The sequence below is a fragment of the Planotetraspora mira genome (genome assembly GCF_016863275.1).
Classification (GTDB): domain Bacteria; phylum Actinomycetota; class Actinomycetes; order Streptosporangiales; family Streptosporangiaceae; genus Planotetraspora; species Planotetraspora mira.
Genome location: NZ_BOOO01000039.1, coordinates 47,534 through 72,519 on the forward strand (window position 1 = coordinate 47,534; position 24,986 = coordinate 72,519).

A 24,986-nucleotide genomic window follows, 5' to 3' on the forward strand; every position below is an offset into this window, starting at 1 on the left:
GGCCTAACAGTGTTTCACTACATGGAACATGGGAGCACTCATGGATGTCGTGGTGCTGGGCGAGCCCCTGGTGGAGTTCTCGACGGCGGCCTCCCTCGACCGGGCCGACCTGTTCTACCTCTCCTTCTCCGGTGACGCGCTGAACGCGTCCGTCGCGGCCGCCGCCACGGGGGCGAGCGCCGCACTCGTGACCCGCGTGGGCGCCGACGCGTTCGGGGAGCGCCTGGTCCGGTTCGCCGCGGGGCACGGCGTGGACACCCGGTGGATGGTCACGGGTGAGGGCTCCACCGGCGCGTACGCCCTGGGCGCGGACCCGACCGGCAGCCGGGCGTTCGCCTACATGCGCGCGGGCAGCGCGGCCTCCCGCATGGCTCCCGGCGACGTCGACCGCTCCCCCGTCTCCGCCGCAGGCGTCGTACTGCTCTCCGGCGTCACCGCGGCTCTGTCGCCATCGTGCGACCAGGCCGTACGGCATGCGGCGGCGACCGCCCGCGGCAAGGTCGTCTACGACCCCAACTTCAGGTCGAGGCTCACCGGCCCCGAGGCCGCGCGGGTCGTCCTGGAGGCGGTGGCGCCGCACGCGGCCCTGATGGTGCCCTCGTGCCCAGGCGACAGCGGTCCGCTCTTCGGCACCGACGATCCGTACGAGGTGCTGCGCGCCTGCCTCGGCCTCGGCGCGCGGGCGGCCGCGGTGACGATGGGGGCCGAGGGGGTGCTCCTCGGGACGGAGGACGGCTCGGTCCTGCACGTCCCCGCCATCCCCGCCGAGTCCGTCGTCGACCAGACGGGCGCGGGCGACGCGTTCGCGGGCACCCTGGCCGGCTGGCTGGCCAGGGGCGCCGACCTCGTGCAGGCGGTCCGGGCGGGCACGGCCGCCGCGGCGATCTCCCTGCACGGCCGGGGCGGCACCGGCCGGGTCGCAACGACGGAGGAGATCCACGCCCTCATCGGCGAAGCGGCCTGAGCGCCGCGTAGACCACGGCGGAGATGACGAACCCCACCTCGAACGCGATGTCGCCCACCTCGGGAACCCGCGCGGGCACCAGGCCGACATACCGCTCCTGGTTGGAGAACAGCCAGACCGACAACACGACGCCCGCCACCATCGCGATCGGCCCCGCCCAGTTGACGTGCCGGCTGTCGAACAACAGGCGTTCGATGTCACGGTCGCGGCGCAGGTATCGATCGGCGAGCACGACGCCGAGCCACGGGCCGATCCAGTAGGCGATGATCAGCAAGAACGCCTCGTATTTGTGCCCGGCGTCCTCCAGGCCCGACAACGCCACGAGGAAGCCCGCCACGCCGCAGGCCAGCGCGACGATCGCGCGCCGCAGCGTGAGCGGGAGCCGTACGCCGAGGGCGAGCAGGGACATCGCGCCCGAGTAGACGTTGAGCGCGTTGGCCGAGATCGCGCCCAGGGCGATCGCGAGCAGGGTCAGGTTCGCCACCAGGCCGGGCAGGTGACCGGTGAACGCCGTCGTCGGCTGTCCGAGGGCGTCGCCGCCGATGGTCGCCGACGCCGCTCCCACGACCTCGAGGACCACGCACGAGACGAACACGCCCAGCCCGGCCGACAGTCCGACCGCCCGCCTGCTGGAGCCGGGGGGAAGGTAGCGGGTGTAGTCGGCGGCGTAGGGGTTCCAGCCGGCCGCGTACCCGAACGTGGCGCCGACGGCCAGCAGGAAGCCGCCCGTCCCTCCCCCTGTGCCCGCGTAGCCGAGATCGGCCTTGCCGAGGATGACGGCCGCGGCGATGAGGAAGATCAGGGCGAGCACGGGGAAGGCGTACCGTTCGAAGGCCTGCACGAGGTTGTGGCCGAAGAACCCGAGCGCCACCATCACCGCGACCACGATGACGAGGCACGCCCAGCCCGGCAGCCCGGTCAGCGTGTTGAGGGCCAGCGCCCCGCTCACGCTGTTGACGGCGAACCAGCCGATGCCCGCCGCCACCGTGTTGAACGCCGACGGCAGCAGGTTCCCCCAGAAGCCGAACGGCACCCGGCCGAGCACCATCTGCGGCACTCCGGCCGACGGGCCGCGGGCCGAGAGCACGCCGTGGGCGAGGGCGCCCAGGCCGGTGCCGACCACGGCGGCCAGCGCGGCCTGCCAGAAGCTCAGCCCGAAGGCCGCGACCGCCAGCACACCGAGGAAGACGGTCGCGAACTCGAGGTTGGGCGACATCCATGTCCACAGCAGATCGAGGGGCCTGCCGTGGCGCTCCTTCAGGGGGATGAACTCCAGGCCGCCGGGCTCGACGGCCGCGACCCTGTCGCCGTACTCGCCTTCCCGTACGGCAGGCCCTGTGGTGCTCATAAGCTGATCGCCCTCAGTTTCTCCAGCAGGTAGTCGGACGCCCGCACCGGCGGGTAGGTGGCCGTGCCGACGGGCAGCGACTCGACGAGGGCTCCGGGGTCGCACTCGTAGAAGTAGATGAGCGAGACGAGTTCCTCGTCGGGGGCGCTCGGGTCCGGCGGCAGGACGCGGTGCCGGTTGGAGCACCATCGATCCCCCGTCCACCGGGCCAGGAGATCACCGATGTTGATCGTGAACGAGTCCTCGGCGTAGGGGGCGTTCACCCATTCGCCGTCGGCCCAGACCTGCAGCCCGCCGACGCCCTGCTGGCGGTCGAGGACGGTGACCGTGCCGAAGTCGGTGTGCGGCCCGATCCGGAACTGGCCCGGCTCCGGCTCTCCCACCTGCGACAGCGGCGGATACCTGTTGATGTTCATGGTGTAGGACGGGTGGCCGGCGCGTGAGGTGAAGAACTCCCCGTCGAGATCGAGCGCCTTCGCGCAGATGACCAGCAGTTCGTCCGCCAGGGCGCGCATCCGGGCCAGATATTCGACGATCAGCGGTTCGAGGTCGGGCACCTCGGCCGGATAGACGTTGGCCAGGAACCAGACGTCGTCCACGGACGGGTCGCCGAGCGGCCGGTCGGCCCCTACGGCGAACGTCTCCTTCAGGTCGGGCGGGGTGGGCGTGCCCTCGGCGTATCCGTTGGCCTCCACCCCCGGCGGCAGCCATCCGCGCTCGCCGACCTTGGCCGCGTAGCGCATCTTGGTCTCCTGCGGCAGCCCGAAGAACCGCTTGGCCGCCGCCCGAACGTCGGCCCGCAGGCCGGGCGGCACGCCATGGCCGGTGACGAGCAGGAAGCCCACCTCGCGGAGGGCGGCGTCGACCCGTTCCGCGACGTCCTGCCGGTCCGCTGGGCCGCCCTCGAACCAGGGCGTCAGGTCGATCGTCGGGACGGTCCGCATGGGCCCTCCTAAGGCGGCGGATCAGGGGCTTCAGCGACCGATGTCCTCGTTCCAGAGCTCGGGACGGGCCGCGATGAACTCGGTCATCAGATCGACGCACTCCCGGGAGTCGAGGACGTGGACCTCGACACCCGCCTCGGCCAGCCATTCGTGGCGGCCCATGAACGTCCGGCACTCGCCGACCACCAGGCGGGAGATGCCGAACTGCCGGATCAGGCCGCTGCAGTACCAGCAGGGCGACAACGTGGTCACCATGGTCGTGCCGTGATAGCCGCGCTGGCGGCCCGCGTTCCTGAAGGCCGCCGTCTCGCCGTGGACCGAGGGGTCGTCGTCCTGGACCCTGCGGTTGTGGCCCCTGCCCAGCAACCGGCCGTCGGCGGCGAACAGGGCCGCCCCGATCGGGATGCCGCCTTCGGCGTATCCCTTCCTCGCCTCTTCGACGGCGACCGCCAGCATGGCGAGGTCCGCGTCGTCACGTCCGTCTGTCATCGGGCCGCCTCTCGCTCCGCGAAGGGACCTGCGACGGAGGATCACACGGCCGGGGCCGCGGTGTCCGCCGCCTCCACTATCCGCCTTCGGGGCGTCCGGGAGAAGATCTCCGGACGTCCCAAAAGGGCCCGATGGCCGGCCGTGCGATCAGCGCAACATCCGTGACACGAATCCGCGGGCGCACGAGCGGCGCGAGCGCCGGGGGTGCGGACGCCGGCCGCGGAGCGTGGGTTCAGTAGGCCCGGCGTTGCCGCAGCGCCGACCGTTCGATGCGCTCGCGCGCCTCCAGGAGGCAGGCGACGATGTCCTTCTCCCTCTCGGCGGTCAGCCGCGGCACGGGCACCGAGCAGCTGATGGCGTCGCGGGGCGGGTCGGTGATGTGCAGGGCGACGCCGAAGCAGCGCAGCCCCTCGGTGTTCTCCTCGCGGTCGACGGCGTAGCCGCGCTTGCGGACCCTGTGCAGGTCGGTGATGAGCCGGTCGTGGTCCACGATCGTGTGACGGGTCAGCGCGGGGAGCTCGGCCGGCAGCAGGGTGCGGACCTCCGCGTCGTCCCTGGTCGCCAGGATCGCCTTGCCCAGAGAGGTGGTGCTGGCGGGCAGCCGCCTGCCGACCCGGGAGAACGGCCGCAGATAGTGACGGGATGCCCGGGTGGCGAGGTAGACCATGTCGAAGTGGTCCAGCCTGGCCAGGTGGACGGTCTCCCCCGTGGTCTCGGCGAGCCAGTCGAGCGCGTCATGGGCGATCTGCACCAGCGGGTCCCCGTCGATGTAGGTCGCGCCGACGAGCAGGGCCCGCATGCCGATCCGGTAGAGCGTGCCGGTGACGTCGGTCTCGATCCAGCCGAGGTCCACGAGCGTCCTCAGCAGGGCGTGCAGGCTGCTCTTGGGGTAGCCGAGCTTCCCCTGGAGATCGGTGAGGCTGTGCTGCCCGGGATACTGCGCGAAGAAGTCGAGCAGTTCGACCGTTCGCAGCGCCGACTTCACGTGTGGCACCGGTTCCGCCATGTGTACCTCCCTGACCCGCCTGTCCGCCTCCTATTGTGAGCGGGTTCCCCAGGACGCGACCGCGTGGGCGGCGATGTAATCGTGGTCCAGATCGTCGCCCAGCCCCGGAGCGGTGGGCATCCGGACGTTTCCGCCGGTCAGAGGGTCGACGATCGACCGCAGATGCGGCGGCGCGGTGTCGTAGTCCGAATGGGGATGCAGCAGCCCCCGCTCGTACCACTGCCCGCACGTGGTGGCGCCGATCACCGCGAGCGCCCCCGAGCCGTTGCCGTGGATCTCGCACTCCATCCCGAACGACTCCGCGAGATGAACGGCCTTGAGCGCCGGGATGACTCCGCCGGATCCCACCACGCCCACTCTGAGGATGTCGCACGCCCCGGCGGCGACCCACTCGGCGCGTGCCATGTGCTTGCCCCACGAGGTCTCCGGCCCGAGGATCGGCGTGCTCAGCTGATCGGCCAGCCAGCGGTAGGACTGGACCGACGCCTCCTCCATCGGCTCCTCGTACCAGGCGAAGCCGAGGTCGTCGAGCGCCCGCCCGAGCGTCAGCGCCTCCGACCGGGAGTACCAGTGATTGCTGTCGAGCATGAGCGCGACGTCCGGCCCGACCGCCTCGCGGACCGCGGTGCACGCCGCGATGTCGCGGGCCACGCCGTACGGCATGGGCGGCATCCAGGTGTGCAGTTTGATGGCGCGGTAGCCGCGGGACACCAGGTCCTTGGCGAAGGCGGCGTAGTCCTCCGGCGTCGCCAGCCCGCCGGGGATGTCGTCGCCGCACATCGTGCTCGCGTAGGCGGGGACCTCGGACCGGGCGCCGCCGAGGAGCTTCCACACGGGAAGCCCGACCGTTCGGCCGGCCAGATCCCACAACGCCTGGTCGGCGGTGCTGAGCGCGCGGTCGGAGAGGTTGCCCTGGGCGCCGCGCTGGCGGTGGGCGATCCGATGCCACAACCGCTCGCGTTCGAGGCTGTCCTGGCCGAGGAGCGCGGGCCCGATGTGGTTCCTGATCACGGTCTCCCTGACCGTGTCCGGCTGGGTCAGGCAGTGGCCGGTGACGCCGTCGCCGTCGGTGACGGTGAACAGCGCCTCCTGGATCTCGCGCGGCGGCCCCGGATGCCGGTGACCGTGCCCGTCGACCACGGATCCGGTCACCGTCGTGAACACGGTGACCTTGACGCTTTCGACGACCGCCATGTGCCTGCTTCCCTTCTCGATGCCTGCTCTGGTCACTCCTGAGGGCCGGTGCGAGGTCAGGGTCGCACCGGCCCCGTCCAGGGGTCAGCCGCCGGTCGCCTTCTTCCATTCGGCCTGGGCGTCGGTGAGCTTCTGCGCCATGGTGTCGAGGAACTCCTGGGGCTTCATCTGCCCGAGCAGCACCTTCTGGAAGAGCGGTTCGGTGTCGGCCTTCGTGATCGAGGAGAACTGCGGCAGGTAGTAGGGCGGCGACACGACCGCGGTGTTCGGGTCGTTGAGCGCGTCCACCGCCGTCTTGAGGTGCGGCAGGGCCGTCACCCAGGAGTCGCCCTGCGCCTCGGTGTTGGCCGGGATCTGACCCGTCTGCTGGTTCCAGTAGCTGTTGCTCTCCTTGGAGACCAGGAACTCGACGAACTTCCAGGCGGCGTCCTTGTGCTCACTGCCCTTGAAGACCGCGAAGCCGTCGACGGGGTTGGCGACGATCGTGCGCTTGCCGGACAGGCCGGTCGGCAACGCGAACGCGCCGATCTTGTCGGCCCCGTGCGCCTTCACCTGGTCGTTGTACGAGCCGAGGTTGTGGTGCATCATCGCGATCTTCCCGGTGCCGAACGCGGCCACCATCTTCGGGAAGTCGTTGGTGACGTCGGCTTCCGGCGTGTCCTTCTTGTACAGGCCGGCCAGCTTGGTCAGGTACTCAACGTTCTTCGGGTCGTTGACCGTGCTCTTGCCCGAGGCGTCGAAGAACTCGGTGACGCCCGAGTAGGCGTACATCTCGGCGAGCACCTGGAAGATCGAGCCCGCGCCGCCGCGGATCGTGTAGCCGTACTGGTCGGGGGCCTTGGTGAGCTCGTGCGCGTCGGTGAAGAACTCGTCCCACGTCTTCGGCGCCTCGGGGAGCTTGTCCTTGAGGTACCAGACGACGTCCAGGTTGGAGGTGCCGGGAACGAGGTACAGCTTGCCGTCCGGCACGGTGTCGCGGACCGAGTCGAGCATGGGCGCGGCCAGCTTGCCGTTCACCGCGCTCTTGCCGAGCCAGTCGTCGGCGGGCTCGAGGGCCTGCTGGCCGACCAGGTTCGCCAGGTAGGAGGTGGTCACGCCGCCGACGTCCGGGGTGTCGCCGCCCGCGATGGCGGTGTCGTACTTCTGCTGGACCGAGGCGATCGGGATGCCGACGTACTCGACGTGGATCGTCGGGTTGGCGGTCTCGAACCGCTTGATCAGCTCCTGGTAGATCGGGGTGCGCGTGCCCCCGTTGTTGTCCCAGAAGGTGATTGTCGTCTTGCCGGACTCCTCCGAGCCCGGATCGGATCCCGAGCCGCAGCCCGCGACCGCGACCGTGAGGACGGCTATCGCCGCCCAGGCCGTTGTTCTCTTCATGGTTCCTCCTGATGGTGGCGGGGGGAGCTATCCCTTCACCGCCCCGGCGCTGATGCCGGTCACGAGATAGCGCTGGACCACTGCGAACACGCAGACCACGGGAACGGCGGCGACGACGCCCCCGGCCGCGAGGGCCCCGAAGTCGGCGCTGTACTCCCCGATCGTGTAGCTGAGCCCGACGGGGATCGTGAAGCTGTCCTGCCGGCTGACGAACATCAGCGCGAACAGGAAGTTGTTCCACGTGTGGATGAACGCGAACGACCCGACGGCGATCAGTCCCGGCCGCAACTGGGGCAGGACGACGGCGAGGAAGGCCCGCAGTCGCGTGCAGCCGTCGACCATGGCCGCCTCCTCGACCGTGAAGGGGACGGCCGAGATGAACCCGCTCATGAGGATGACCGAGAGCGGCAGGTTGAACACCGTGTCCGCGACGATGAGGCTGCCGAGATTGTTGATCAGCCCGAGCGTCTTGAAGATCGTGAACAGCGGGATGAGCAACATCGCCCCAGGGATGAACTGGGTGCACAACAGCACGACCATGAACAGGCTCCGGCCCCTGAACCGGAACCTGGACAGGGCGTACCCGCCCATCACGGCGAGGACGGTGGTGGCCAGCAGCGACCAGACCCCCACGATCACGCTGTTGCGGAAGAACACCGCGTAGCCGATGTCGTTCCACACCGTCTCGAAGTGCTCGAAGGTGATCGGCCAGGGCACGGGCGTGGTCGAGCCCGAGGGCCGCACCGCGAAGACGACCATCCAGTAGAAGGGGATGAGGGTGAAGACCAGGTACAGCCCGAGCGGCACGTAGAGCCGCAGGACGCGGCCGCGGTCCCGCTTCGGCCGGGGCCGCCTGCGGGACCGGTTCTGCGGCGCGTGCGCCCGCCCCGGCCGGATCGCGACGTCAGTGCTCATGCCGGCCGCCCGTCTTCTTGGCTTCGCCCGTCATCGTTCCTCCCCGAACCGGCTGAGCCGGAGGTAGAGGAGGGAGAAGAACAGCAGGATCACGAACCCGGCCATCGTCAGCGCCGAGCCGTAGCCGAAGTCCTTCGAGTCGATGGCGCGCTGCGCCACGTAGAGCGGCAGCGTGGTCGTGACCTGCGCCGGGCCGCCGCCGGTGAGCGTGTAGAGCAGGTCGACGTTGTTGAACTCCCACACGGAGCGGAGCAACGTGGCCAGCACGATCGCGTCACGCAGATGGGGCAGGGTCACGTGACGGAACCGCCGGACGCGGCCGGCGCCGTCGACGGCCGCCGCCTCGTACAGCTCTCCGGGGATGCCCTGCAGTCCGGCGAGCAGGAGGATCGCGAAGAACGGCACCCCGCGCCACAACTCCGTCACGACGACGGCGGGGAACACCGTGTCGAGGTTCCCGAGGACGGCCGTCTCCGGCTGGCCCAGGAACCTCAGCACGCCGGTCTGCGGTGTGTAGAGGAGGATCCAGATGCCCGTCGTGAGCACGCCGGAGACCGCCCACGGGGAGAAGACCAGCGACCGGGCGAGCCCCCTGCCGATGAAACTTTCATTCACGATGAGCGCCAGCGCGAGACCCAGCAGAAGTTGCAGGCCGATTTCCGCGACCACCCATTTCGCGGTGAAGCCCAGGCTCTGCCAGAAGAGTTCGTCCTCGAAGAGCATGCGGCGGAAGTTCTCCAGCCCGGCGAACCCGTCGGCCCACGGCCGGGTCAGGTTGCGATTTTGCAGGCTGTAGTACGCGACGCTGCCGATCGGATAGACGAGGAACGCGGCGATGAGCGCCACCGTCGGAGATATCAGCAGGTACGGCACCGCTCTGCGGCGCAGGGACGCCATCGGCACCCACCTCTCAAGATGACACATTTCTGAACCAAGTTCACAAACGTGGACGGCCTCCACGGTGATGTTCGGTCAGGAGGTTGTCAAGGAGTCGTGTCCTATTCGAAATGTTTCCGGTCATCGCACTCCTGATTTCGGCTTGATGTCTTGACCGCGGGGCCTGCCGGGCTTACCGTCCGGGTGTTCATGTATATGAATTCCGTCCAGAAACATGTCAGGGGGGTCAGTTGTCCTTCGACGGCCTGCTGTTCTTCCCGGTCACGCCGTGCGACGAGGAGGAGCGGCTCGATCTCGGAGCCTTCCGGCGGCATGTCCGCCAGGGCGTCGAGGCGGGCTGCGGAGCCGTGTTCGCCTGCTGCGGGACCGGCGAGTTCGCCGCGCTGAGCCTGCGCGACTACGCGGCCTGTGTGGCGGCCGCCGTCGAGGAGGCCGGCGGGCGGGTGCCCGTCGTCGCCGGCACCGGATACGGCACCGCGATGGCCCTGGAGTTCGCCGCGGCCGCGGCGGACGCGGGGGCCCAGGGCCTGCTGGCGCTCCCGCCGTACCTCGTCCACGCCGGCCAGGACGGCCTGCGCCGCCACTACGAGGCGCTCGCCGACGGCAGCAGGCTGCCGATCATCCTCTACCAGCGGGACAACGCCGTCTTCGAGCCGGAGACCGTGGCGGAGCTCGCAAGGCACCCCGGGATCATCGGCCTGAAAGACGGCCACGGCGACCTGGATCTGATGCGGCGGATCATCGCCGCCGCGCCCTCCGGGCTGCTCTACTTCAACGGCCTGCCGACCGCCGAGACGTCCCAGCGGGCCTACCGCGACCTCGGGGTGGTCCGGTACTCCTCCGCGGTGTTCTGCTTCCTGCCGCACCTGGCGCTGGCCTGTCACGACGCGTTCCGCGACGGGCGGGACGACGTGGCGGACCGTCTGATGAAGGAGTTCTATCTGCCGCTCGTCGAGTTGCGGGGCCTGGGCCCCGGATATGCCGTCTCCCTGGTGAAAGCGGGGGTGCGCCTGCGTGGTCAGGACGTGGGACCCGTCCGCCGGCCGCTGGTCGATCCGAGCCCCGAGCACGTGAGCAGGCTCGCGGAGCTGATCGAGCGTGGCCTCGCCCTGATGGAGGACCTGGAGCGATCCCCGGACCCGCCATGAGATCGCGGCTCGGCAGCGATCGCGGGAGCCGGCCCCGGGCCACCGGAAACGGAGTCAGCTCATGCGCAACAAGACCCTCCTCCTGTCGGCCGTTCTGGCGCTCGCGACAGCCGCGCCCGCCGGGGCGGCCACCGCGAGCGAGGCGGCCACCACCGGGACGGGTGCCGGCGCCATCAGCACCGCCGGCACGACTACCGGCACGGTTGAAGGCGCCGTCAGCACCTCCGGCGCCGGGCTCGGCGCCGGGCTCGGCCGTCGGATCCTGCCCGCGAACGACGGCTGGGCGTCCGCGGGGACGGGGACGACCGGTGGAGCCGCGGCCCCACCGGCGAACGTCCACACCGTCACCAGCCGGTCGCAGCTCGCGGCGGCGCTCGCCGCGCCCGGCCCCCGGATCATCTACGTCAAGGGCCGCCTCGACAGCGGCAGGACCTGCGCCGACTACGCCACGGGCGGATACACGCTCGCGGGCTACCTCGCCGCCTACGATCCGGCCGTCTGGGGCAGGGACGCCGAGCCGTCCGGCCCTCTCGAAGACGCCAGGGCCGCCTCGGCGGCGAACCAGACCGCCCACATCAAGCTGAAGGTGCCGTCGGACACCACGATCGTCGGCCTGCCCGGCGCGACGATCCGGCATCTCAACCTGCACGTCGACAAGGCCGACAACGTCATCATCCGCAACATCCGGTTCGAGGACGCGGCCGACTGCTTCCCCCAGTGGGACCCCACGGACGGTGAGACGGGCAACTGGAACTCGCTCTACGACAACATCTCGGTGACCGGCTCGACACACGTCTGGGTGGACCACAACACCTTCACCGACGGCACCAACCCCGACTCCGCCCAGCCGCTGTACTTCGGCCGGCCGTACCAGGTGCACGACGGGCAGACGGACATCACCAACGGGTCCGACTTCGTGACCGTGTCATGGAACGAGTTCTCCGGCCACGACAAGACCATGCTGATCGGCTCGACCAACAACCCGGCGGCCGACTCCGGCAAGCTCAGCGTGACCGTGCACCACAACCATTTCTCCGACACGCTCCAGCGACTGCCCCGCGTGCGATTCGGCAAGGTCCACGTCTACGACAACTACTACGAGGTGCCCGACGCCGCCACGTTCGTCTACGCGATCGGCGTCGGCGTTCAGTCCCAGATCGTCGCGGAGAACAACTACTTCCGGCTGAGTCGCGCCGTCGACCCGGCGGCGCTGCTCTACGACTGGGGCGGCACCACGCTGACCGCGCGGGGCAATCTGCTGCGCGTCGGCGGGAAAGAGCGGCCGATCGACCTGGTCGGCGTCTACAACGCGGCCCACGATCCCGACCTGGGCACCGACGCGGGATGGACCCCGACTTTGCACACACGGATCGACCCCGCGAGCACGGTCAGGCGTGAGGTGTCCCGCCACGCGGGTGCGGGTCACCTGTCCTGACGGAAGGCCCGCCTGGCGGAGGGCCCACCGGACGAAGGGCCCACCGGCCGGAGCGGAGGAGCCCGCCTGGCGGAGGCCCGCCGGTTCTCACCCGGCCTGGCGAGATCGGGTGAGAACCGGCGAGCGGGCCTTCCGCTCGGCGAAAGACCGGGTGCCGAGGACCGGGGGCCCGCCAGGCCGAGGGTCCGTCAGGTGCGCAGGTGGCCGTCCACGCGCTGCGGCACGCCGAGCGGGTTGTCGTCGCGCAACTCGGGCGGCAGGAAGGCCTCGGGCCAGTCCTGGTACGCCACGGGGGTCAGCCACCGCCTGATCGCGGCCGCTCCGACCGAGGTGTGGGCGGGGGCGGTGGAGGCGGGCCACGGGCCGCCGTGGTGCATGGCCCACGTGACGGCGACGCCGGTTGGCCAGCCGTTCCAGATGAGGCGGCCGGCGAGCCGTTCGAGGACCGGCACGATGTCAGCGGCCTCCTCGGGCCCGGCCCCCTGACCGCCGACCTGATCGGCTCCCTGGACGCCGACCTGACCAGCTCCTTGACCGCCCACCTGCGCGGCCGCGTGCACGGTCGCCGTCAGCGAGCCCGGCAGCCGCCGCAGTACGGCAGGCAGGTCGGACAGATTGCGATATTTCACGACTATCGCTGTGGGGCCGAAGCACTCCTCCCCCAGCTCGGGAAGCCCGTCGGCGAAGGCCTCCAGCGAAACGGAGAACACCTGGGGAGTCACCGCGTCCGCGGCCGTCCCGGCGGCGCCGGTCGCCAGCCGGGCCACGCCGGCCCGCCCGGACAGCCGGTCGACCGCGCGGAGATACCCGTCGTGGATTTTGGCGGTGAGCATCCGGCCGCCGGTGGTCGCGGCGACCGCGTCCCCGATCGCCCCCTCGAACCCACTCCTGTCACCGTCGGGGCCCTCCGGCACGAAGATCAGGCCGGGGTTGGTGCAGAACTGCCCGACGCCCAGCGTCAGCGAGGCGGCGAACCCCGCCGCCACGGCCGCCGCGTCCGCCGAGGGCAGCACGATCACCGGGTTGACGCTGCCGAGCTCGCCGTAGAAGGGGATCGGGTCCGGCCGCTGGTCGATCAGCCCCTTGATGGCCGTGCCGCCCGCGAGCGAGCCGGTGAAGCCGACCGCCGACACCAGCGGATGCCGCACCAGCGGTCCGCCCGCGTCGAAGCCGTGCACGAGTCCGAGGAGGTCGGGGTCGGGCAGGGCCTGCCGTACGACGGAGGCGGTCAGGTCGGAGGTCTCCGGGTGGCCCTCGTGCGCCTTGACCACGACGGCGCAGCCGGCCGCGAGCGCCGAGACCGTGTCGCCGCCCGCCACCGAGAACGCGAACGGGAAGTTGCTCGCCGCGAAGACCGCCACGACCCCGACGGGGTGGTTCATCCGCCGCACGTCGGGGCGGGGAGGCGTCGCCCCGGGATCCGCGTGGTCGATGACGGCCTCGGCCGAACCGCCGTCTCTCAGCACCTCGGCGAACAGCCGGAACTGCGAGGCGGTCCGCCCGACCTCACCGCGCAGCCGCACCTCGCCGAGGTGGGTCTCGGCGTCGGCGACCGGCCACAGTTCGTCGAGATGCTTCAGCAGCGCGTCGGCGACGCCCTCCAGGATCGTCGCGCGCTCCGCGGCCGGAGTGGCCCGCCACTTCGTCCCCGCCGCGGCCGCGCGTTCCACCACCGTGTCGATCACCGTGTCGATGCCGGTCATGTCAGCGCTCCCGGGTGAGGTTGTCGACGTCGAGCGCGGGTCCGCAGAACCGCCCGCCCAGCAGCGCGTGCTCCATGCTCTCCGGATCGGGCTCACCCAACTCGGCGATGAGCCCCGGCGCGTAGACCTCGGCGTCGTCCTTGGGCTCGTAGCCGATGGCCCGGCCCTCCTCCGGCGACCACCAGCCACGGGTGTTGGCGGAGACCCCCCAGACCACGTGATATCCGTCCGCGGCCAGCCCGGCCTCGGTGAGCCGGGCGCAGTCGTCGGGCGACAACCAGGTCGAGAGCATGCGCAGGTCCCTCGGCCGTTCGAAGCACGACCCGATGCGCAGGCAGGTCACCGCCATGCCGTACCTGTCGTGGTAGAGGGAGCCGAGGGCCTCCTTGGTCACCTTGCTGACGCCGTAGAAGGTGTCCGGACGGGGGAACAGGTAGTCGGGGGCCTCCGCCTCCCGGGGGTGGAAGCCGACGGCGTGGTTGCTGCTCGCGAGCACGACGTGCCGGACGCCGGCCTTCCTGGCGGCCTCCAGCACCACGTACGTGCCGTTGATGTTGACGTCCAGGATGTCCTGCCAGGGGTGCTCCACGCTGTACCCGCCGAGGTGCAGGACGGCGTCGACGCCGTCCATGGCCCCGGCCATGGCCTCGGGATCGGTCACGTCGGCCGTGATCGCCTCCTCCCCGTCGCCCGGCTCGACCGCGGCGAGGTCGAGCAGGCGAAGGACCCGCCCCTCGCGGGCCAATCTGGGACGCAGCAGGGTGCCGACGCCGCCCGCGGCCCCCGTCATGAGAATTCGCATGGTTCTCCTGTCCGACGTCGAACCCGCCGCACCTTGGCCTTGCCGGCCCGTCGTGGCGGCCTCTCCCGTAATCTCCACCTGTCAGATATCAGCATCTATGTCCGCTTATTTGGGGAACCTTGACACCGTTAGTACCGATTCTTACAGTTGCCGAGGACAGTTCACAATCCTGACTCTGATTCACGTATATGAACAGAGATGGGTGCCCCCTCTGCTCCGGCCTGGCCGCGCCGACGGTGACGGCTACGAAGATTGCGTGGATCGATGCGTCTCGATGGTGTCTTGTTCTTCCCGGTCACTCCTTTCACCGCCGACGGCACGCTCGACGAGGAGGCGCTGCGCCGGCACGTGGAGGACGGCGTGCGCGCGGGCGCCGGAGGGGTCTTCGCCGCCTGCGGCACCGGCGAGTTCCATGCCCTGAGCCTGGAGGAGTACGCACGCGTGGTGCGGATCGCCGTCGAGGCGACGGCGGGGCGCGTCCCCGTGTTCTCAGGTGCCGGAGGACCGTTGCCGTTCGCGCGGGCGTGCGCAGAAACCGCCGCCCTGGCCGGAGCGGACGGCCTGCTGGTGTTCCCGCCCTACCTGGTGACCGCTCCCCCCGCGGGCCTGGTGGGCTACGTCCGCCACGTGTGCGCGGCGACGGACCTTCCCGCGATCGTCTACCAGCGCGGGAACGCGGTGTTCACCCCCGGCGCCGCGGCCGAGCTCGCTCTGGAGCCGAACATCGTGGGGTTCAAGGACGGCCTCGGCGATCTCGACCGGCTGCAGCGGATCATCCTGGCCGTACGGCAGGCCACCGACCGCGACTTCGCCTTCTTCAACGGGATGCCCACGGCGGAGATGACGGTCCTCGCCTACCGGGGGCTCGGCGTGAACCTCTATTCCTCGGCCGCCTTCTGCTTCGTGCCCGAGGTCGCGCTCGCCTTCCACCGGGCGGTCACAGAAGGAGACGACGTCCTGACGCGACGGCTGCTGTCCGAGTTCTACCGCCCGCTCGTCGAGCTCCGCGATCTCGTGCCGGGTTACGCCGTCGCCCTGGTCAAGGCGGGCGTCACGCTGCGCGGGCTCGACGTGGGCCTCGACGTGGGCGGGGTGCGCCCGCCCCTGGTCGACGCCGCGCCCGAGCACGTCGCCCTGCTCGAACGCCTCATCACGAGGGGAATGGAGATCGCCGCATGCTGATCCGCGAGGTCACGGTCACACCCGTCGCCTTCAGGGACCCCCCGCTCCTCAACGCGGCGGGCGTGCACGAGCCGTGGGCGCTGCGCACGATCGTCGAAGTGGTGACCGACGAGGGCCTCACCGGCCTGGGCGAGACCTACGGCGACCTCGACCACCTCGGAAAGGTGCGGACGGCCGCGCGGTCGCTGATCGGGCTCGACGCCTACCACCGCAACGCCGTGTACTCGGCCGTGGCCGCCTCCGTCGGCGCCGAGGTCGTCACCGACAAGCACGGGCTGACGGGGGCCTCCACGCGCGAGAAGACCGTCGACCGGGTGTTCTCCCCGTTCGAGGTGGCGTGCCTCGACATCCAGGGCAAGGCCGCGGGACGGCCCGTCGCCGACCTGCTGGGCGGCAAGGTCAGGGACGCCGTGCCGTACAGCGCCTATCTCTTCTACAAGTGGGCCGGGCATCCGGACGGGCCCGACGACGTGTTCGGGGCGGCGCTCGACTCCGCCGGCCTCGTCGAGCAGGCCCGCCTGCTGGTCGACCGGTACGGCTTCCGCTCGATCAAGGTGAAGGGCGGGGTTCTCCCTCCCGCTGAGGAGATCGAGGCCGTCCTGGCCCTGCGGGAGGCCTTCCCCGGTCACCCGCTGCGTCTCGATCCCAACGCGGCCTGGAGCGTGGACACCTCGATCGAGGTGGGCCGCGCGCTCGACGGCGTCCTGGAATACCTGGAGGACCCCGCCGACGGCATCGCGGCGATGGCGGCCGTCGCGCCGCACGTCCCCATGCGCCTGGCGACGAACATGTGCGTGGTCACACCGGACCACCTCCCCCCGGCGATCCGGCAGGGGGCGATCGGCGTGCTGCTCATCGACCACCACTACTGGGGCGGGCTCGTGAAGTCCTCCCACATCGCGACGTTGTGCGCGACCTTCGGCATCGAGCTGTCGATGCACTCCAACTCGCACCTGGGCGTCAGCCTGGCCGCGATGACCCACCTGGCGGCGGCCACGCCCGCCGTCACCCACGCCTGCGACACCCACACGCCGTGGCAGGACGGTCAGGACGTGGTCGCGCCCGGAGCGCTGCGCTTCGTGGACGGGGCCGTCCCCGTGCCGGACGGTCCGGGGCTCGGCGTCGAACTCGACCGTGACGCTCTCGCGGTCATGAACGAGCAGTATGAGAAGTGCGGGATACGCTCTCGCGACGACACGTCGTACATGAAGCGCTTCCACCCGTCCTTCTCCCGCCGGAGGCCACGCTGGTGAACGTCATCTACGCCTATCCCTGGGACCTCGTCGGAGACGACGCCGCCGCCGGACGCCTGAAGGCGCTCGGTGCCGACGCCGTGGCGCTGGCCGCCTCGTACCACACGACCCGGGCGGCCACCCCCCTGCATCCGGCCCATCGGCTGGTCGACGCCCTGCACTCCGCGTGCTACGTCCCGGTCCGGGAGGAGGCGTGGAAGAACAGCCGTCTGGTGCCCGGCACGCCGTCGTGGATGGCGCCCGGCGACCCGTTCGGGGAGGCGCGTGACGCCCTGCGCGCCGAGGGCCTGGCCGTACACGCCTGGACGGTGCTCACGCACAACTCGCTGCTGGGCGCGGCCAACCCTGACCTCGTCGTCAGGAACGCCTTCGGGGAGTCCTACCGATACGCGCTCTGCCCGGCGTCCGGCGACGTGCGCGAGTACTGCCGGACGCTGGTGCACGAGGTGGTCGAGCTCGGCGCGCCCGACGCGCTGATCCTCGAGGCCTGCGGCGCACTGGGGTTCCGCCACGGCGGCCACCACGAGAAGACCGACGGGACCGACTGGTCCCCCGCCCAGCTCGCGCTGCTGTCCCTGTGTTTCTGCGCGGCGTGCGTCTCCCGGTACGAGTCGGCGGGTCTCGACGTCGCCGTGCTGCGTTCGAAGATCAGGGCGGCCGTCGACCGCGACCCCCGGTCCGTGTCGTCGGTGGAGGAGGCCCTCGGCGACCTGGCGGAAGCCGTACGGGATCTCCGGACGGGGCTCGCGGGCGAGTTGCGGGACCTGCTCCTCGCCGAGGCCCGGTCGGTACGGCCCGGCATGCCCGTCGCCCTGCACGCGAGCGCCGACCCATGGGCGACTGGACCCTTCGCGACCGTGCCCCCCGGGGTGGACGCCGACGTGCTCGTAGGCAACTGCTGGAACGCCCTCGAGGTCGACGAGGCCGGTCTGCGGGCGCTCGGGCGGCTCGGCCCTCGCGTGGGCGCCTACCTGCTGGCCCTTCCCCCGCGGCCCGCGGACCCGGCGGCGCTGTCCTGGCTGGCCGACGCCTACATCGCGGCGGGAGCCGAGGAGATCCACTGGTACCACGGCGGCCTCGCCTCGGCCGCCCGCCTGGAAGCGATCTCCGCGACCATCGCCCGGTGAGCGACAATCACTGTCATGCGGTTCGGCATTCTCGGCCAGACAGAGGCCTGGCTCGACCACGAGCGCCCGGTCTCCATCGGAGGCCCGGGCCTTCGTGCGCTTCTCGGACTGCTGCTCCTCGGCGGGGGCCGGGTGGTCACCAGCGAGCGTCTGATCGACGGCCTCTACGGCGCCGAGCCTCCGGCGAGCGCGACCAACGCCCTGCAGGCCCAGGTCTCCCGGTTACGTCAGCAGATCGGCGACCTCGTGGTGCGCCATCCCGCCGGCTATCGCCTCGCGGTGGAGCCCGACGACGTGGACGCGTTGCGGTTCGAGCGGCTGGCGGCCGAAGGCCGGCGCGCCCTGGCGTCCGGCGATCATCACGCGGCCGCGGCGCTCCTGCGTGAGGCGCTCGGCCTGTGGCGCGGCCCGGCCCTCGCCGACATCCCCGACGCGCCGTTCGCCGCCACAGAGACCGCACGGCTGGAAGAGCTGCGCCTGGACACGGCCGAGGACCTCGCGGAGGCGGCGCTCGCCCTCGGTGAGCACCGCGATCTCCTGCCCGAGTTGCACCGGCGCGTGACGGCCCATCCACTGCGCGAGCGGTCGCGCGGCCAGCTCATGCGTGCCCTGTACGCGAGCGGACGCCAGGCCGAGGCGCTCGCGGCCTTCGAGGACGCGCGGCGGCGGCTCGCCGACGAACTGGGCACCGATCCGTCCGCGGAGCTGGCCTCGATCCACCTGGCCGTGCTCCGCTCCGACCCCTCCCTCTCCCCCGCCTCAGCGGCCCGGCGGTCGATACCGGCCCAGCTCACGACGATGGTCGGGCGGACGGACGAGCTGCGGCTCATCGACGCCCTGCTCAGCGAGGCACGGCTGGTCACCCTCACGGGACCCGGCGGCACCGGCAAGACCCGTCTCGCCACCGAGGCCGCGGGACGCCGGTCCGGCGGCGTCTGCTTCGTCGAGTTGGCGCCGCTCGGCGACGGGACCGACGTGCCCCAGACCGTGCTCGCCGCGCTCGGCCTCCAGGAGACCGGCCTGCTGGCAGGCCCTGCCCCCGGGCGGCAGGCGGCGCCCCCGGATCCGCTGGCCAGGCTCGTCGCGGCCCTCACCGACCGGCCGCCACTGCTCGTGCTGGACAACTGCGAGCACGTCGTCGAGGAGACCGCCCGGCTCGCCGACCGGCTGCTGGCCGCCTGCCCCGCGCTCCGCATCCTCGCCACCAGCCGCGAGGCGCTCGGCATCACCGGCGAACGGCTCTACCCGGTTCCGCCGCTGGCCCTTCCGCCGTCGGGCAGCGGCGCCGACGAAGCACTCGCCTATCCGGCGGTCGAGCTGTTCGCCGAGCGCGCCCGCGCCGTGTGGCCCGGCTTCGAGCTCGACGCCTCGATCACCGAGGACGTCCTGCGCGTGTGCCGCGCACTCGACGGGCTGCCGCTCGCCATCGAACTGGCCGCCGCCCGGCTGCGCTCGATGAGTGCCACCGAGATCGCGAACCGGCTCGGAGTCGCCGTGCGGGGCGACCTGGAGACGGTCTCAGGAGTCGTGGACGACGCTCCCGCCGACCGCTTCGCCCTGTTGTCACGCGGGAGCCGTACGGCGCAGCCCCGGCATCGGACGCTGCGCGCGGTGGTCGAGTGGAGCTGGGACCTGCTCGACGACACCGAGCGTGCGCTCGCGAGACGACTGACGGTCTTCGCGGGCGGAGCGACGCTGGAGGGGGCCGAGCAGGTGTGCGGGCTTCCGGACACCGACGGCGTGCTCGCCTCCCTGGTGGACAAGTCCCTGGTCGAGGTGGTGGGCGACCGCTACCGGATGCTCGAGACGATCAGGGCCTTCTGCGCGGAACGGCTCGCGGAGGCGGGCGAGGAGGCACGCCTGCACGACGCCCACTCCGCGTATTTCCTCCGGTTCGCGGAGACCGCGGACGCCCATCTGCGCCGGTCGGAGCAGTTGGAGTGGCTGCGCCGGCTGGACGACGAGCACGACAACCTGCACGCGGCCGTGCGCAGGGCGACCCGCTCGGGTGACGCCGTCCGCGCGCTGCGCCTGCTGTCCGCCTCGACCGGCTACTGGCTCCTGCGCGGTCTGCGGAGCGAGGCCGCCGGCCTGGCGAGGGACCTTCTGTCGCGGATCGGCCCGGAGGTGCCGGCCGGTCTCGACGAGGAGTACGCACTGTCCGCGTTCTTCGCCGTGTGGGGCGGCGGTCACGTCGCCGAACTCGGCGGCTACATGGAGACCGCTCTTGGGCTGGTGGACCATGTGGAGACGATTCCCCGCCAGCCGTACGTCTTCCTGGTCCGCGCGACCGTGGGCGGCCCGCCGGAACGGGGCACCGAGATCCAGGTCCCGCCCGGCCTGCTCGGGGTGGATCCGTGGGTGAGCGCGCTCATCAACTTCGGCGGCGCGTTCCTCCTGGCCTTCAACGGGCGGCTTCAGGAGGCCGAGCGCCAGGTCATCGCGTCGGTCGCCGCGGTCAGGGCCATCGGCGACCGCTGGTTGCTGGTGACCATGCTCTCCGCCCACGCCGATCTGGCCACGCTGCGAGGCGACTACGGCGAGGTCGAGGCGCTCTGCAACGAGGCACTGGAACTGGCCGAACAGTTGGGCGCCGTGCTGGACGTGGCCGAGATCCTGTGCCGCCGGGCCGCGGGACGGGCCCGGATGGGCGATGAGGCCGGAGCCCGTGCCGACTACGAGCGCGCCGTGGGCCTGGCCCGGCGGGCCGGCGGGCCGGAGATCCTCGCCACCGCGCACCTGGGACTCGGCGAGATGGTGCGCCTGCGAGGGGACCTCGGCGAGGCCCGCTCTCTTTTCGAGAAGGCACTGGCGGAGTGCACCGCGGACTCCTACAGCGCCGAGGAGGCACGCACCCGCCTGTTCCTGGCGCTCGGCTGGATCGCCCAGATGGAGGGCGACGAGGCGAACGCCCTGGCCTGGCACCGCCGGGCGCTGACCACGGTGGTCAGCGACCGGGACCTCTCCCTGGCAGCCCGGATCGCGGAGGGTCTCGCCGGAGTCGCCCTTCTCTCCCACGACGGCGAACGGGCGGCCCTGCTGCTCGGCGTCGGGTCGGCGCTTCGGGGCTCGGCGTCCGTAGGCGACCCCGACGCCGCCCGGGTCGCCGCCCGCTGCCGCGCGCTCCTCGGCGACGCCGCCTACGACGACGTGTACGAGCGCGGCAAACTGCTGACGAGTGAACGGATGACCGCAGTCCCCGACGCCTCGGCGCCCGCGCTGACCGTCCTGGAAGGGCACCTGTCAGCGTTCGGTGGGTGACTCGTCAGCGCTCCCGTCCACGCTGACGGCATGAACGACACCCGTAAATGGGGCACGCTCGTGATCGCCTGCCTCGCCATGTTGCTGCTGTCCATCGACCTGACCGTGTTGCACCTCGCCGTCCCCAAGCTGGTGGTGAGCCTGAACCCGTCGGCGACCCAGTTGCTCTGGATCGTCGACATCTACGGCTTCGCGCTGGCCGGACTGCTGGTGACCATGGGCAACGTGGGCGACCGGATCGGCAGGAAACGACTGCTGCTCATCGGCACGGTCGCCTTCGGGGTGGCCTCCGCCGTGACGGCCTACGCCCCCGGCCCCGGCCTGCTCATCGCGGCCCGGGCCCTGCTCGGCGTCGCCGGGGCGACCATCATGCCGTCGACGTTGTCGCTCATCCGCAACGTCTTCACCGACCCGCGGCAGCGGACCACCGCCGTCGGCATCTGGAGCAGCGTCTCGGCCATCGGCTTCGCCCTCGGGCCGATCATCGGCGGGGCGCTGCTCGACCACTTCTGGTGGGGCTCGGTCTTCCTCATCAACCTGCCGGTCGTCGCGCTCATCCTCATCGCGGGTGCGGTCGTGTTGCCCGAGTCGCGCAACCCCAACCCCGGCCGGATCGACCTGGTCAGCGTCCCGCTCTCGGTGATCGGCGTCCTCGGGCTGGTCTACGCCCTGAAGGAGGCCGCCTACCACGGTGTCGCGGAGGTCTCCGTCGTCGTCTCCGGCGCCGTCGGCCTCGCGGCGCTGGTGGTCTTCGTCCGGCGGCAGACGAAACTGGCCGAGCCCCTCATCGACGTACGCCTCTTCCGCCGGCGGTCGTTCTCCGCGTCGGTGGGCGCGGAACTGGTCGCCATGTTCGCCATGCTGGCGATGTCGCTCGTCTTCGCCCAGTACTTCCAGCTGGTCGCGGGCTGGACACCCCTCATCGCGGGACTCGCGGGGATGCCGGGCGGGCTGGCCGGCGGCGCCGGCGGAGCCCTGGCCGGGCCGCTCGTACAGAAGATCGGACGGGGACCGGTCGTCGCCCTCGGCCTGGTCATGGTCGCCATCGGATTCGCGATGTTCAGCCGGATCGGGATCGAGGTGAGCTATCCCTACATCCTCGTCGCCATGATCATCCAGGGTATGGGCATCGGATTCACCTTCGCCGTCACGAACGACACGCTCCTCGCGACGGCGCCGAAGGAGCGGGCCGGAGCGGCGGGGGCGATCTCCGAGACCGCCCACGAGATCGGAGGCGCGCTGGGGATCGCCGTGCTCGGGAGCGTGCTCAACTCCGCCTACCGCAACGGGCTCGTCCTCCCGCCCGGGGTGCCCGCCGCGGCTGACGGCCAGATCCGCGACACACTCGGAGGTGCGATCGAGGCCGCCTCCACGCTGCCCCGCGACCTGGCCGCCGCCGTCACGAACGCGGCCAGGCAGGCGTTCGTGGACGGCATCCAGGTCACCGTGCTGACGGCCGCGGCGATCCTCGTCTGCCTCGCGGGCGCAACCCTGTTCGCGCTGCGCGGGGTCCCCAAGGTGATCCCCGAGCACGAGGAGCCGGCCGACCGGCCCGTCGCCGTCAGCTGACGAGCGACAACCACGGGGCGTGCGCGCCGCCGAAGGGGCCGCAAGCACGGCCCACGGCGTCCATCAGCCAGGCGGCCGACCGCTCCGCCTGGCTGATGACGTCGTCCGGATACGCGTACCGGACCTGATGCTCGGCGAACTCGTCCTCGTCGTCCAGGTGAAGACGGCCGTCTCTGAACCGGATGACGTCGAGGTCGAGGTCGACCATGGCCACCTCGTCACCGCGCCACCGCGGCACGGTGGTGACATCGCAGTAGATCTCCATCGCGTGCGGGGCCGCGTAGAACATCGCGGTCCACCACGCGTCGCGGGGGAACAGGCCCACATACGCCTGCACCCACGTCGTCGGCGGACCGTACCCCTTGCGGGCCACGGTCCCCGCGGGACAGCCGACCCACACCCCGTGCTCGTCCTCGCCGAGCAGCCGCCCGGCATGGTTCCAGTGCAGGCCGCCGCCGTACTTGCGGTAGACCACCCTCACCTCGGCGGCGCCCACCCCGCCCGCGCTCACCTTGTCCGTGCCCACCTCGTCCGCGCCCACCTCAGACATGGGCGGCACGCTACGTCAGGGCGCGCGCCGGGCGCAACGGTGATCGCCGTGCGGGGGCCACACCGGAGTGCGGCCCCTGCGGAACTAGACCTCGACGATCACCGGAATGATCATCGGCCGGCGACGGTAGGTGTCGCTGACCCAGCGGCCCACCGTGCGGCGGACCGTGCGGCGGATCTGCATGATGTCCGCCACCCCGGCCGCGGCGACCTCCTGGAGGGCGATCTCGATCTGCGGGATGACCGCGTCGAACGCCTCCGGGTCGATGCCGGACCCACGCGCGGTGATCTCCGGTCCGCCTGCCAGCTTCCCCGTGGTGGAGTCGACCACGATGACGATGGAGATGAATCCTTCGTCACCGAGGATGCGCCGGTCCTTCAGCGCCACATCGGTGATGTCCCCGACCGAGGTTCCGTCGACGAACACGTAACCGCAGGGCACCGCACCGACGACGGAGGCCTTGCCGTCGACCAGGTCGACGACCACGCCGTCCTCCGCGATCACGATGTTCTCCTGCGGGACCCCCGAGAGGCTCGCCAGGTGCGCGTGCGCCCGCAGATGGCGCCACTCGCCGTGAACCGGCATGAAGTTGGACGGCTTGGTGAGGTTCAGCACGTACAGCAACTCACCCGCGGCCGCGTGACCCGAGACGTGGACCCGCGCGTTGCCCTTGTGGATGACCTTCGCGCCCCAGCGCGTGAGACCGTTGATGACCTTGTTGACCGCGGTCTCGTTGCCGGGGACCAGCGAGGACGCCAGCAGGACGGTGTCACCCGCCGCGATCCGGATCGGGTGATCCCGGTTGGCCATCCGTGACAGCGCCGCCATCGGCTCACCCTGGGAGCCGGTGCAGATCAGCACCACGTCCTCCGGCGGCCACTCCTCGATCTCCCTGGAGTCGACCAGCAGGCCGGCCGGGATCTTGAGGTAGCCGAGGTCACGGGCCACGCCCATGTTGCGGACCATGGACCTGCCGATGAGGGCCACCTTGCGGCCGTGGTGCTCCGCCGCGTCCATGACCTGCTGCACGCGGTGGATGTGCGAGGCGAAGCTCGCCACGATGATGCGCTTGTCGGCCGTGCGGAACACGTCGTCGATGACCGGCGCGATCTCCCGCTCGCTCGTGACGAACCCGGGCACCTCCGCGTTGGTCGAGTCCGACATGAGCAGGTCGACGCCCTCGGCCCCGAGCCGGGCGAAGCCGCCGAGGTCCGTCAGCCGCCCGTCCATGGGCAACTGGTCCATCTTGAAGTCGCCGGTGTGCAGCACGATTCCCGCGGGCGTGCGGACGGCGACCGCCAGCGCGTCCGGAATCGAGTGGTTCACCGCGAAGAACTCGCACTCGAACGGCCCGAACCGGCGCCGCTCCCCCTCGATGACCTCGGCCTTGACCGGTTGAATCCGGTGCTCGGCCAGCTTGCTCTCGATCAGCCCCAGGGTGAGGCGCGACCCGACCAGCGGGATGTCCACCCGCTCACGCAGCAGGTACGGCACGGCGCCGATGTGGTCCTCGTGCGCGTGGGTCAGGACGACCGCCTCGATGTCGTCCAGGCGATCGCGGATGTAGTCGAAGTCGGGCAGGATCAGGTCGATGCCCGGCTGGTCGGGCTCGGGGAACAGGACCCCGCAGTCGACGACGAGAAGACGGCCCTCGTACTCGAAGACCGCCATGTTACGGCCGATCTCCCCCAGACCGCCGAGCGCGACGATGCGCAGCCCGTTGTCGGGCATCGGCGGGGGCGGCGCAAGCTCGGGATGCGGGTGGCTCATGAGAGCTCCTCCCCGCGCTCGTGCCGGCGACTATCTCTGGTATTTCGCTCGC

At 71.1% G+C, this 24,986-nt stretch carries 20 protein-coding genes; 8 read left to right on the forward strand and 12 right to left on the reverse strand.

Going from position 1 to position 24,986, the window contains the following annotated elements:
• Positions 1 to 40 precede the first annotated feature (40 nt).
• The gene (locus tag Pmi06nite_RS33010) at positions 41 to 964 is read left to right on the forward strand and encodes a sugar kinase (protein ID WP_203957099.1); all 924 of its coding nucleotides are present in this window, start codon (positions 41 to 43) and stop codon (positions 962 to 964) included.
• Here the strand turns inward: Pmi06nite_RS33010 and Pmi06nite_RS33015 are convergent.
• The 8 genes from Pmi06nite_RS33015 to Pmi06nite_RS33050 all read right to left on the reverse strand — a co-directional run bounded on the left by Pmi06nite_RS33015 (position 945) and on the right by Pmi06nite_RS33050 (position 9,134).
• The gene (locus Pmi06nite_RS33015; protein WP_203957100.1) at positions 945 to 2,312 is read right to left on the reverse strand and encodes a purine-cytosine permease family protein; all 1,368 of its coding nucleotides are present in this window, start codon (positions 2,310 to 2,312) and stop codon (positions 945 to 947) included. The two genes, Pmi06nite_RS33010 and Pmi06nite_RS33015, sit on opposite strands and share 20 nt — an antisense overlap.
• A complete protein-coding gene (locus Pmi06nite_RS33020; protein WP_203957101.1) occupies positions 2,309 to 3,256 on the reverse strand; it encodes an isopenicillin N synthase family dioxygenase in 948 nt (315 codons plus the stop codon). The genes Pmi06nite_RS33015 and Pmi06nite_RS33020 overlap by 4 nt, the downstream gene beginning before the upstream one ends.
• A gap of 30 nt (positions 3,257 to 3,286) precedes the next feature.
• Complete coding sequence (locus tag Pmi06nite_RS33025) at positions 3,287 to 3,745, reverse strand: nucleoside deaminase (RefSeq protein WP_203957102.1); 459 nt, start codon at positions 3,743 to 3,745, stop codon at positions 3,287 to 3,289.
• 232 nt (positions 3,746 to 3,977) lie between these two features.
• Positions 3,978 to 4,751, reverse strand: coding sequence for an IclR family transcriptional regulator (locus tag Pmi06nite_RS33030; protein ID WP_203957103.1), 774 nt, complete (start codon positions 4,749 to 4,751; stop codon positions 3,978 to 3,980).
• 30 nt (positions 4,752 to 4,781) lie between these two features.
• Positions 4,782 to 5,945 (reverse strand): enolase C-terminal domain-like protein, encoded by a 1,164-nt coding sequence (locus Pmi06nite_RS33035; RefSeq protein ID WP_203957104.1) that lies wholly within the window; start codon positions 5,943 to 5,945, stop codon positions 4,782 to 4,784.
• Between the two features lie 84 nt (positions 5,946 to 6,029).
• Entirely contained in the window at positions 6,030 to 7,322 is a 1,293-nt protein-coding gene (locus Pmi06nite_RS33040; RefSeq protein WP_203957105.1) for an ABC transporter substrate-binding protein, read from the reverse strand.
• Between the two features lie 27 nt (positions 7,323 to 7,349).
• The gene (locus tag Pmi06nite_RS33045) at positions 7,350 to 8,237 is read right to left on the reverse strand and encodes a carbohydrate ABC transporter permease (protein WP_203957106.1); all 888 of its coding nucleotides are present in this window, start codon (positions 8,235 to 8,237) and stop codon (positions 7,350 to 7,352) included.
• Between the two features lie 30 nt (positions 8,238 to 8,267).
• Positions 8,268 to 9,134, reverse strand: coding sequence for a carbohydrate ABC transporter permease (locus Pmi06nite_RS33050; RefSeq protein ID WP_239114373.1), 867 nt, complete (start codon positions 9,132 to 9,134; stop codon positions 8,268 to 8,270).
• Between the two features lie 230 nt (positions 9,135 to 9,364).
• Between Pmi06nite_RS33050 and Pmi06nite_RS33055 the strand changes: the two genes are divergently transcribed.
• Positions 9,365 to 10,282: a 5-dehydro-4-deoxyglucarate dehydratase gene (locus Pmi06nite_RS33055; protein WP_203957108.1), complete on the forward strand. Its 918-nt coding sequence runs from the start codon at positions 9,365 to 9,367 to the stop codon at positions 10,280 to 10,282.
• A 61-nt stretch (positions 10,283 to 10,343) separates the two neighbouring features.
• Complete coding sequence (locus Pmi06nite_RS33060) at positions 10,344 to 11,717, forward strand: pectate lyase family protein (protein WP_203957109.1); 1,374 nt, start codon at positions 10,344 to 10,346, stop codon at positions 11,715 to 11,717.
• Positions 11,718 to 11,905: 188 nt separating this feature from the next.
• Here Pmi06nite_RS33060 and Pmi06nite_RS33065 read toward each other — a convergent pair whose 3' ends face one another.
• Together Pmi06nite_RS33065 and Pmi06nite_RS33070 are read right to left on the reverse strand one after the other, a co-directional pair.
• On the reverse strand, positions 11,906 to 13,420 hold the full coding sequence (locus tag Pmi06nite_RS33065; protein WP_203957110.1) for an aldehyde dehydrogenase (NADP(+)): 1,515 nt from the start codon (positions 13,418 to 13,420) through the stop codon (positions 11,906 to 11,908).
• A 1-nt stretch (position 13,421) separates the two neighbouring features.
• Positions 13,422 to 14,222: an NAD-dependent epimerase/dehydratase family protein gene (locus Pmi06nite_RS33070; protein WP_239114374.1), complete on the reverse strand. Its 801-nt coding sequence runs from the start codon at positions 14,220 to 14,222 to the stop codon at positions 13,422 to 13,424.
• 264 nt (positions 14,223 to 14,486) lie between these two features.
• Here Pmi06nite_RS33070 and Pmi06nite_RS33075 point away from each other — a divergent pair, with 264 nt between their 5' ends.
• From Pmi06nite_RS33075 to Pmi06nite_RS33095, 5 genes are read left to right on the forward strand one after another with little or no spacing between them, the layout of a single operon-like run.
• A complete protein-coding gene (locus tag Pmi06nite_RS33075; protein WP_203957111.1) occupies positions 14,487 to 15,404 on the forward strand; it encodes a 5-dehydro-4-deoxyglucarate dehydratase in 918 nt (305 codons plus the stop codon).
• On the forward strand, positions 15,398 to 16,657 hold the full coding sequence (locus tag Pmi06nite_RS33080; protein WP_203957112.1) for a glucarate dehydratase family protein: 1,260 nt from the start codon (positions 15,398 to 15,400) through the stop codon (positions 16,655 to 16,657). The genes Pmi06nite_RS33075 and Pmi06nite_RS33080 overlap by 7 nt, the downstream gene beginning before the upstream one ends.
• A complete protein-coding gene (locus Pmi06nite_RS33085) occupies positions 16,654 to 17,784 on the forward strand; it encodes a hypothetical protein (RefSeq protein WP_203957113.1) in 1,131 nt (376 codons plus the stop codon). The genes Pmi06nite_RS33080 and Pmi06nite_RS33085 overlap by 4 nt, the downstream gene beginning before the upstream one ends.
• Positions 17,785 to 17,799: 15 nt before the next feature.
• Positions 17,800 to 21,045 carry an AfsR/SARP family transcriptional regulator gene (locus Pmi06nite_RS33090; protein ID WP_203957114.1) on the forward strand — a complete coding sequence of 1,082 codons (3,246 nt, stop codon included), beginning with the start codon at positions 17,800 to 17,802 and terminating at the stop codon, positions 21,043 to 21,045.
• A gap of 30 nt (positions 21,046 to 21,075) precedes the next feature.
• Positions 21,076 to 22,614 (forward strand): DHA2 family efflux MFS transporter permease subunit, encoded by a 1,539-nt coding sequence (locus Pmi06nite_RS33095; RefSeq protein ID WP_203957115.1) that lies wholly within the window; start codon positions 21,076 to 21,078, stop codon positions 22,612 to 22,614.
• Here the strand turns inward: Pmi06nite_RS33095 and Pmi06nite_RS33100 are convergent.
• Both Pmi06nite_RS33100 and Pmi06nite_RS33105 read right to left on the reverse strand, forming a co-directional pair.
• Entirely contained in the window at positions 22,607 to 23,164 is a 558-nt protein-coding gene (locus Pmi06nite_RS33100) for a ribonuclease FAU-1 family protein (RefSeq protein WP_203957116.1), read from the reverse strand. The two genes, Pmi06nite_RS33095 and Pmi06nite_RS33100, sit on opposite strands and share 8 nt — an antisense overlap.
• A gap of 84 nt (positions 23,165 to 23,248) precedes the next feature.
• Complete coding sequence (locus tag Pmi06nite_RS33105) at positions 23,249 to 24,934, reverse strand: ribonuclease J (RefSeq protein ID WP_203957117.1); 1,686 nt, start codon at positions 24,932 to 24,934, stop codon at positions 23,249 to 23,251.
• Positions 24,935 to 24,986 lie beyond the last annotated feature (52 nt).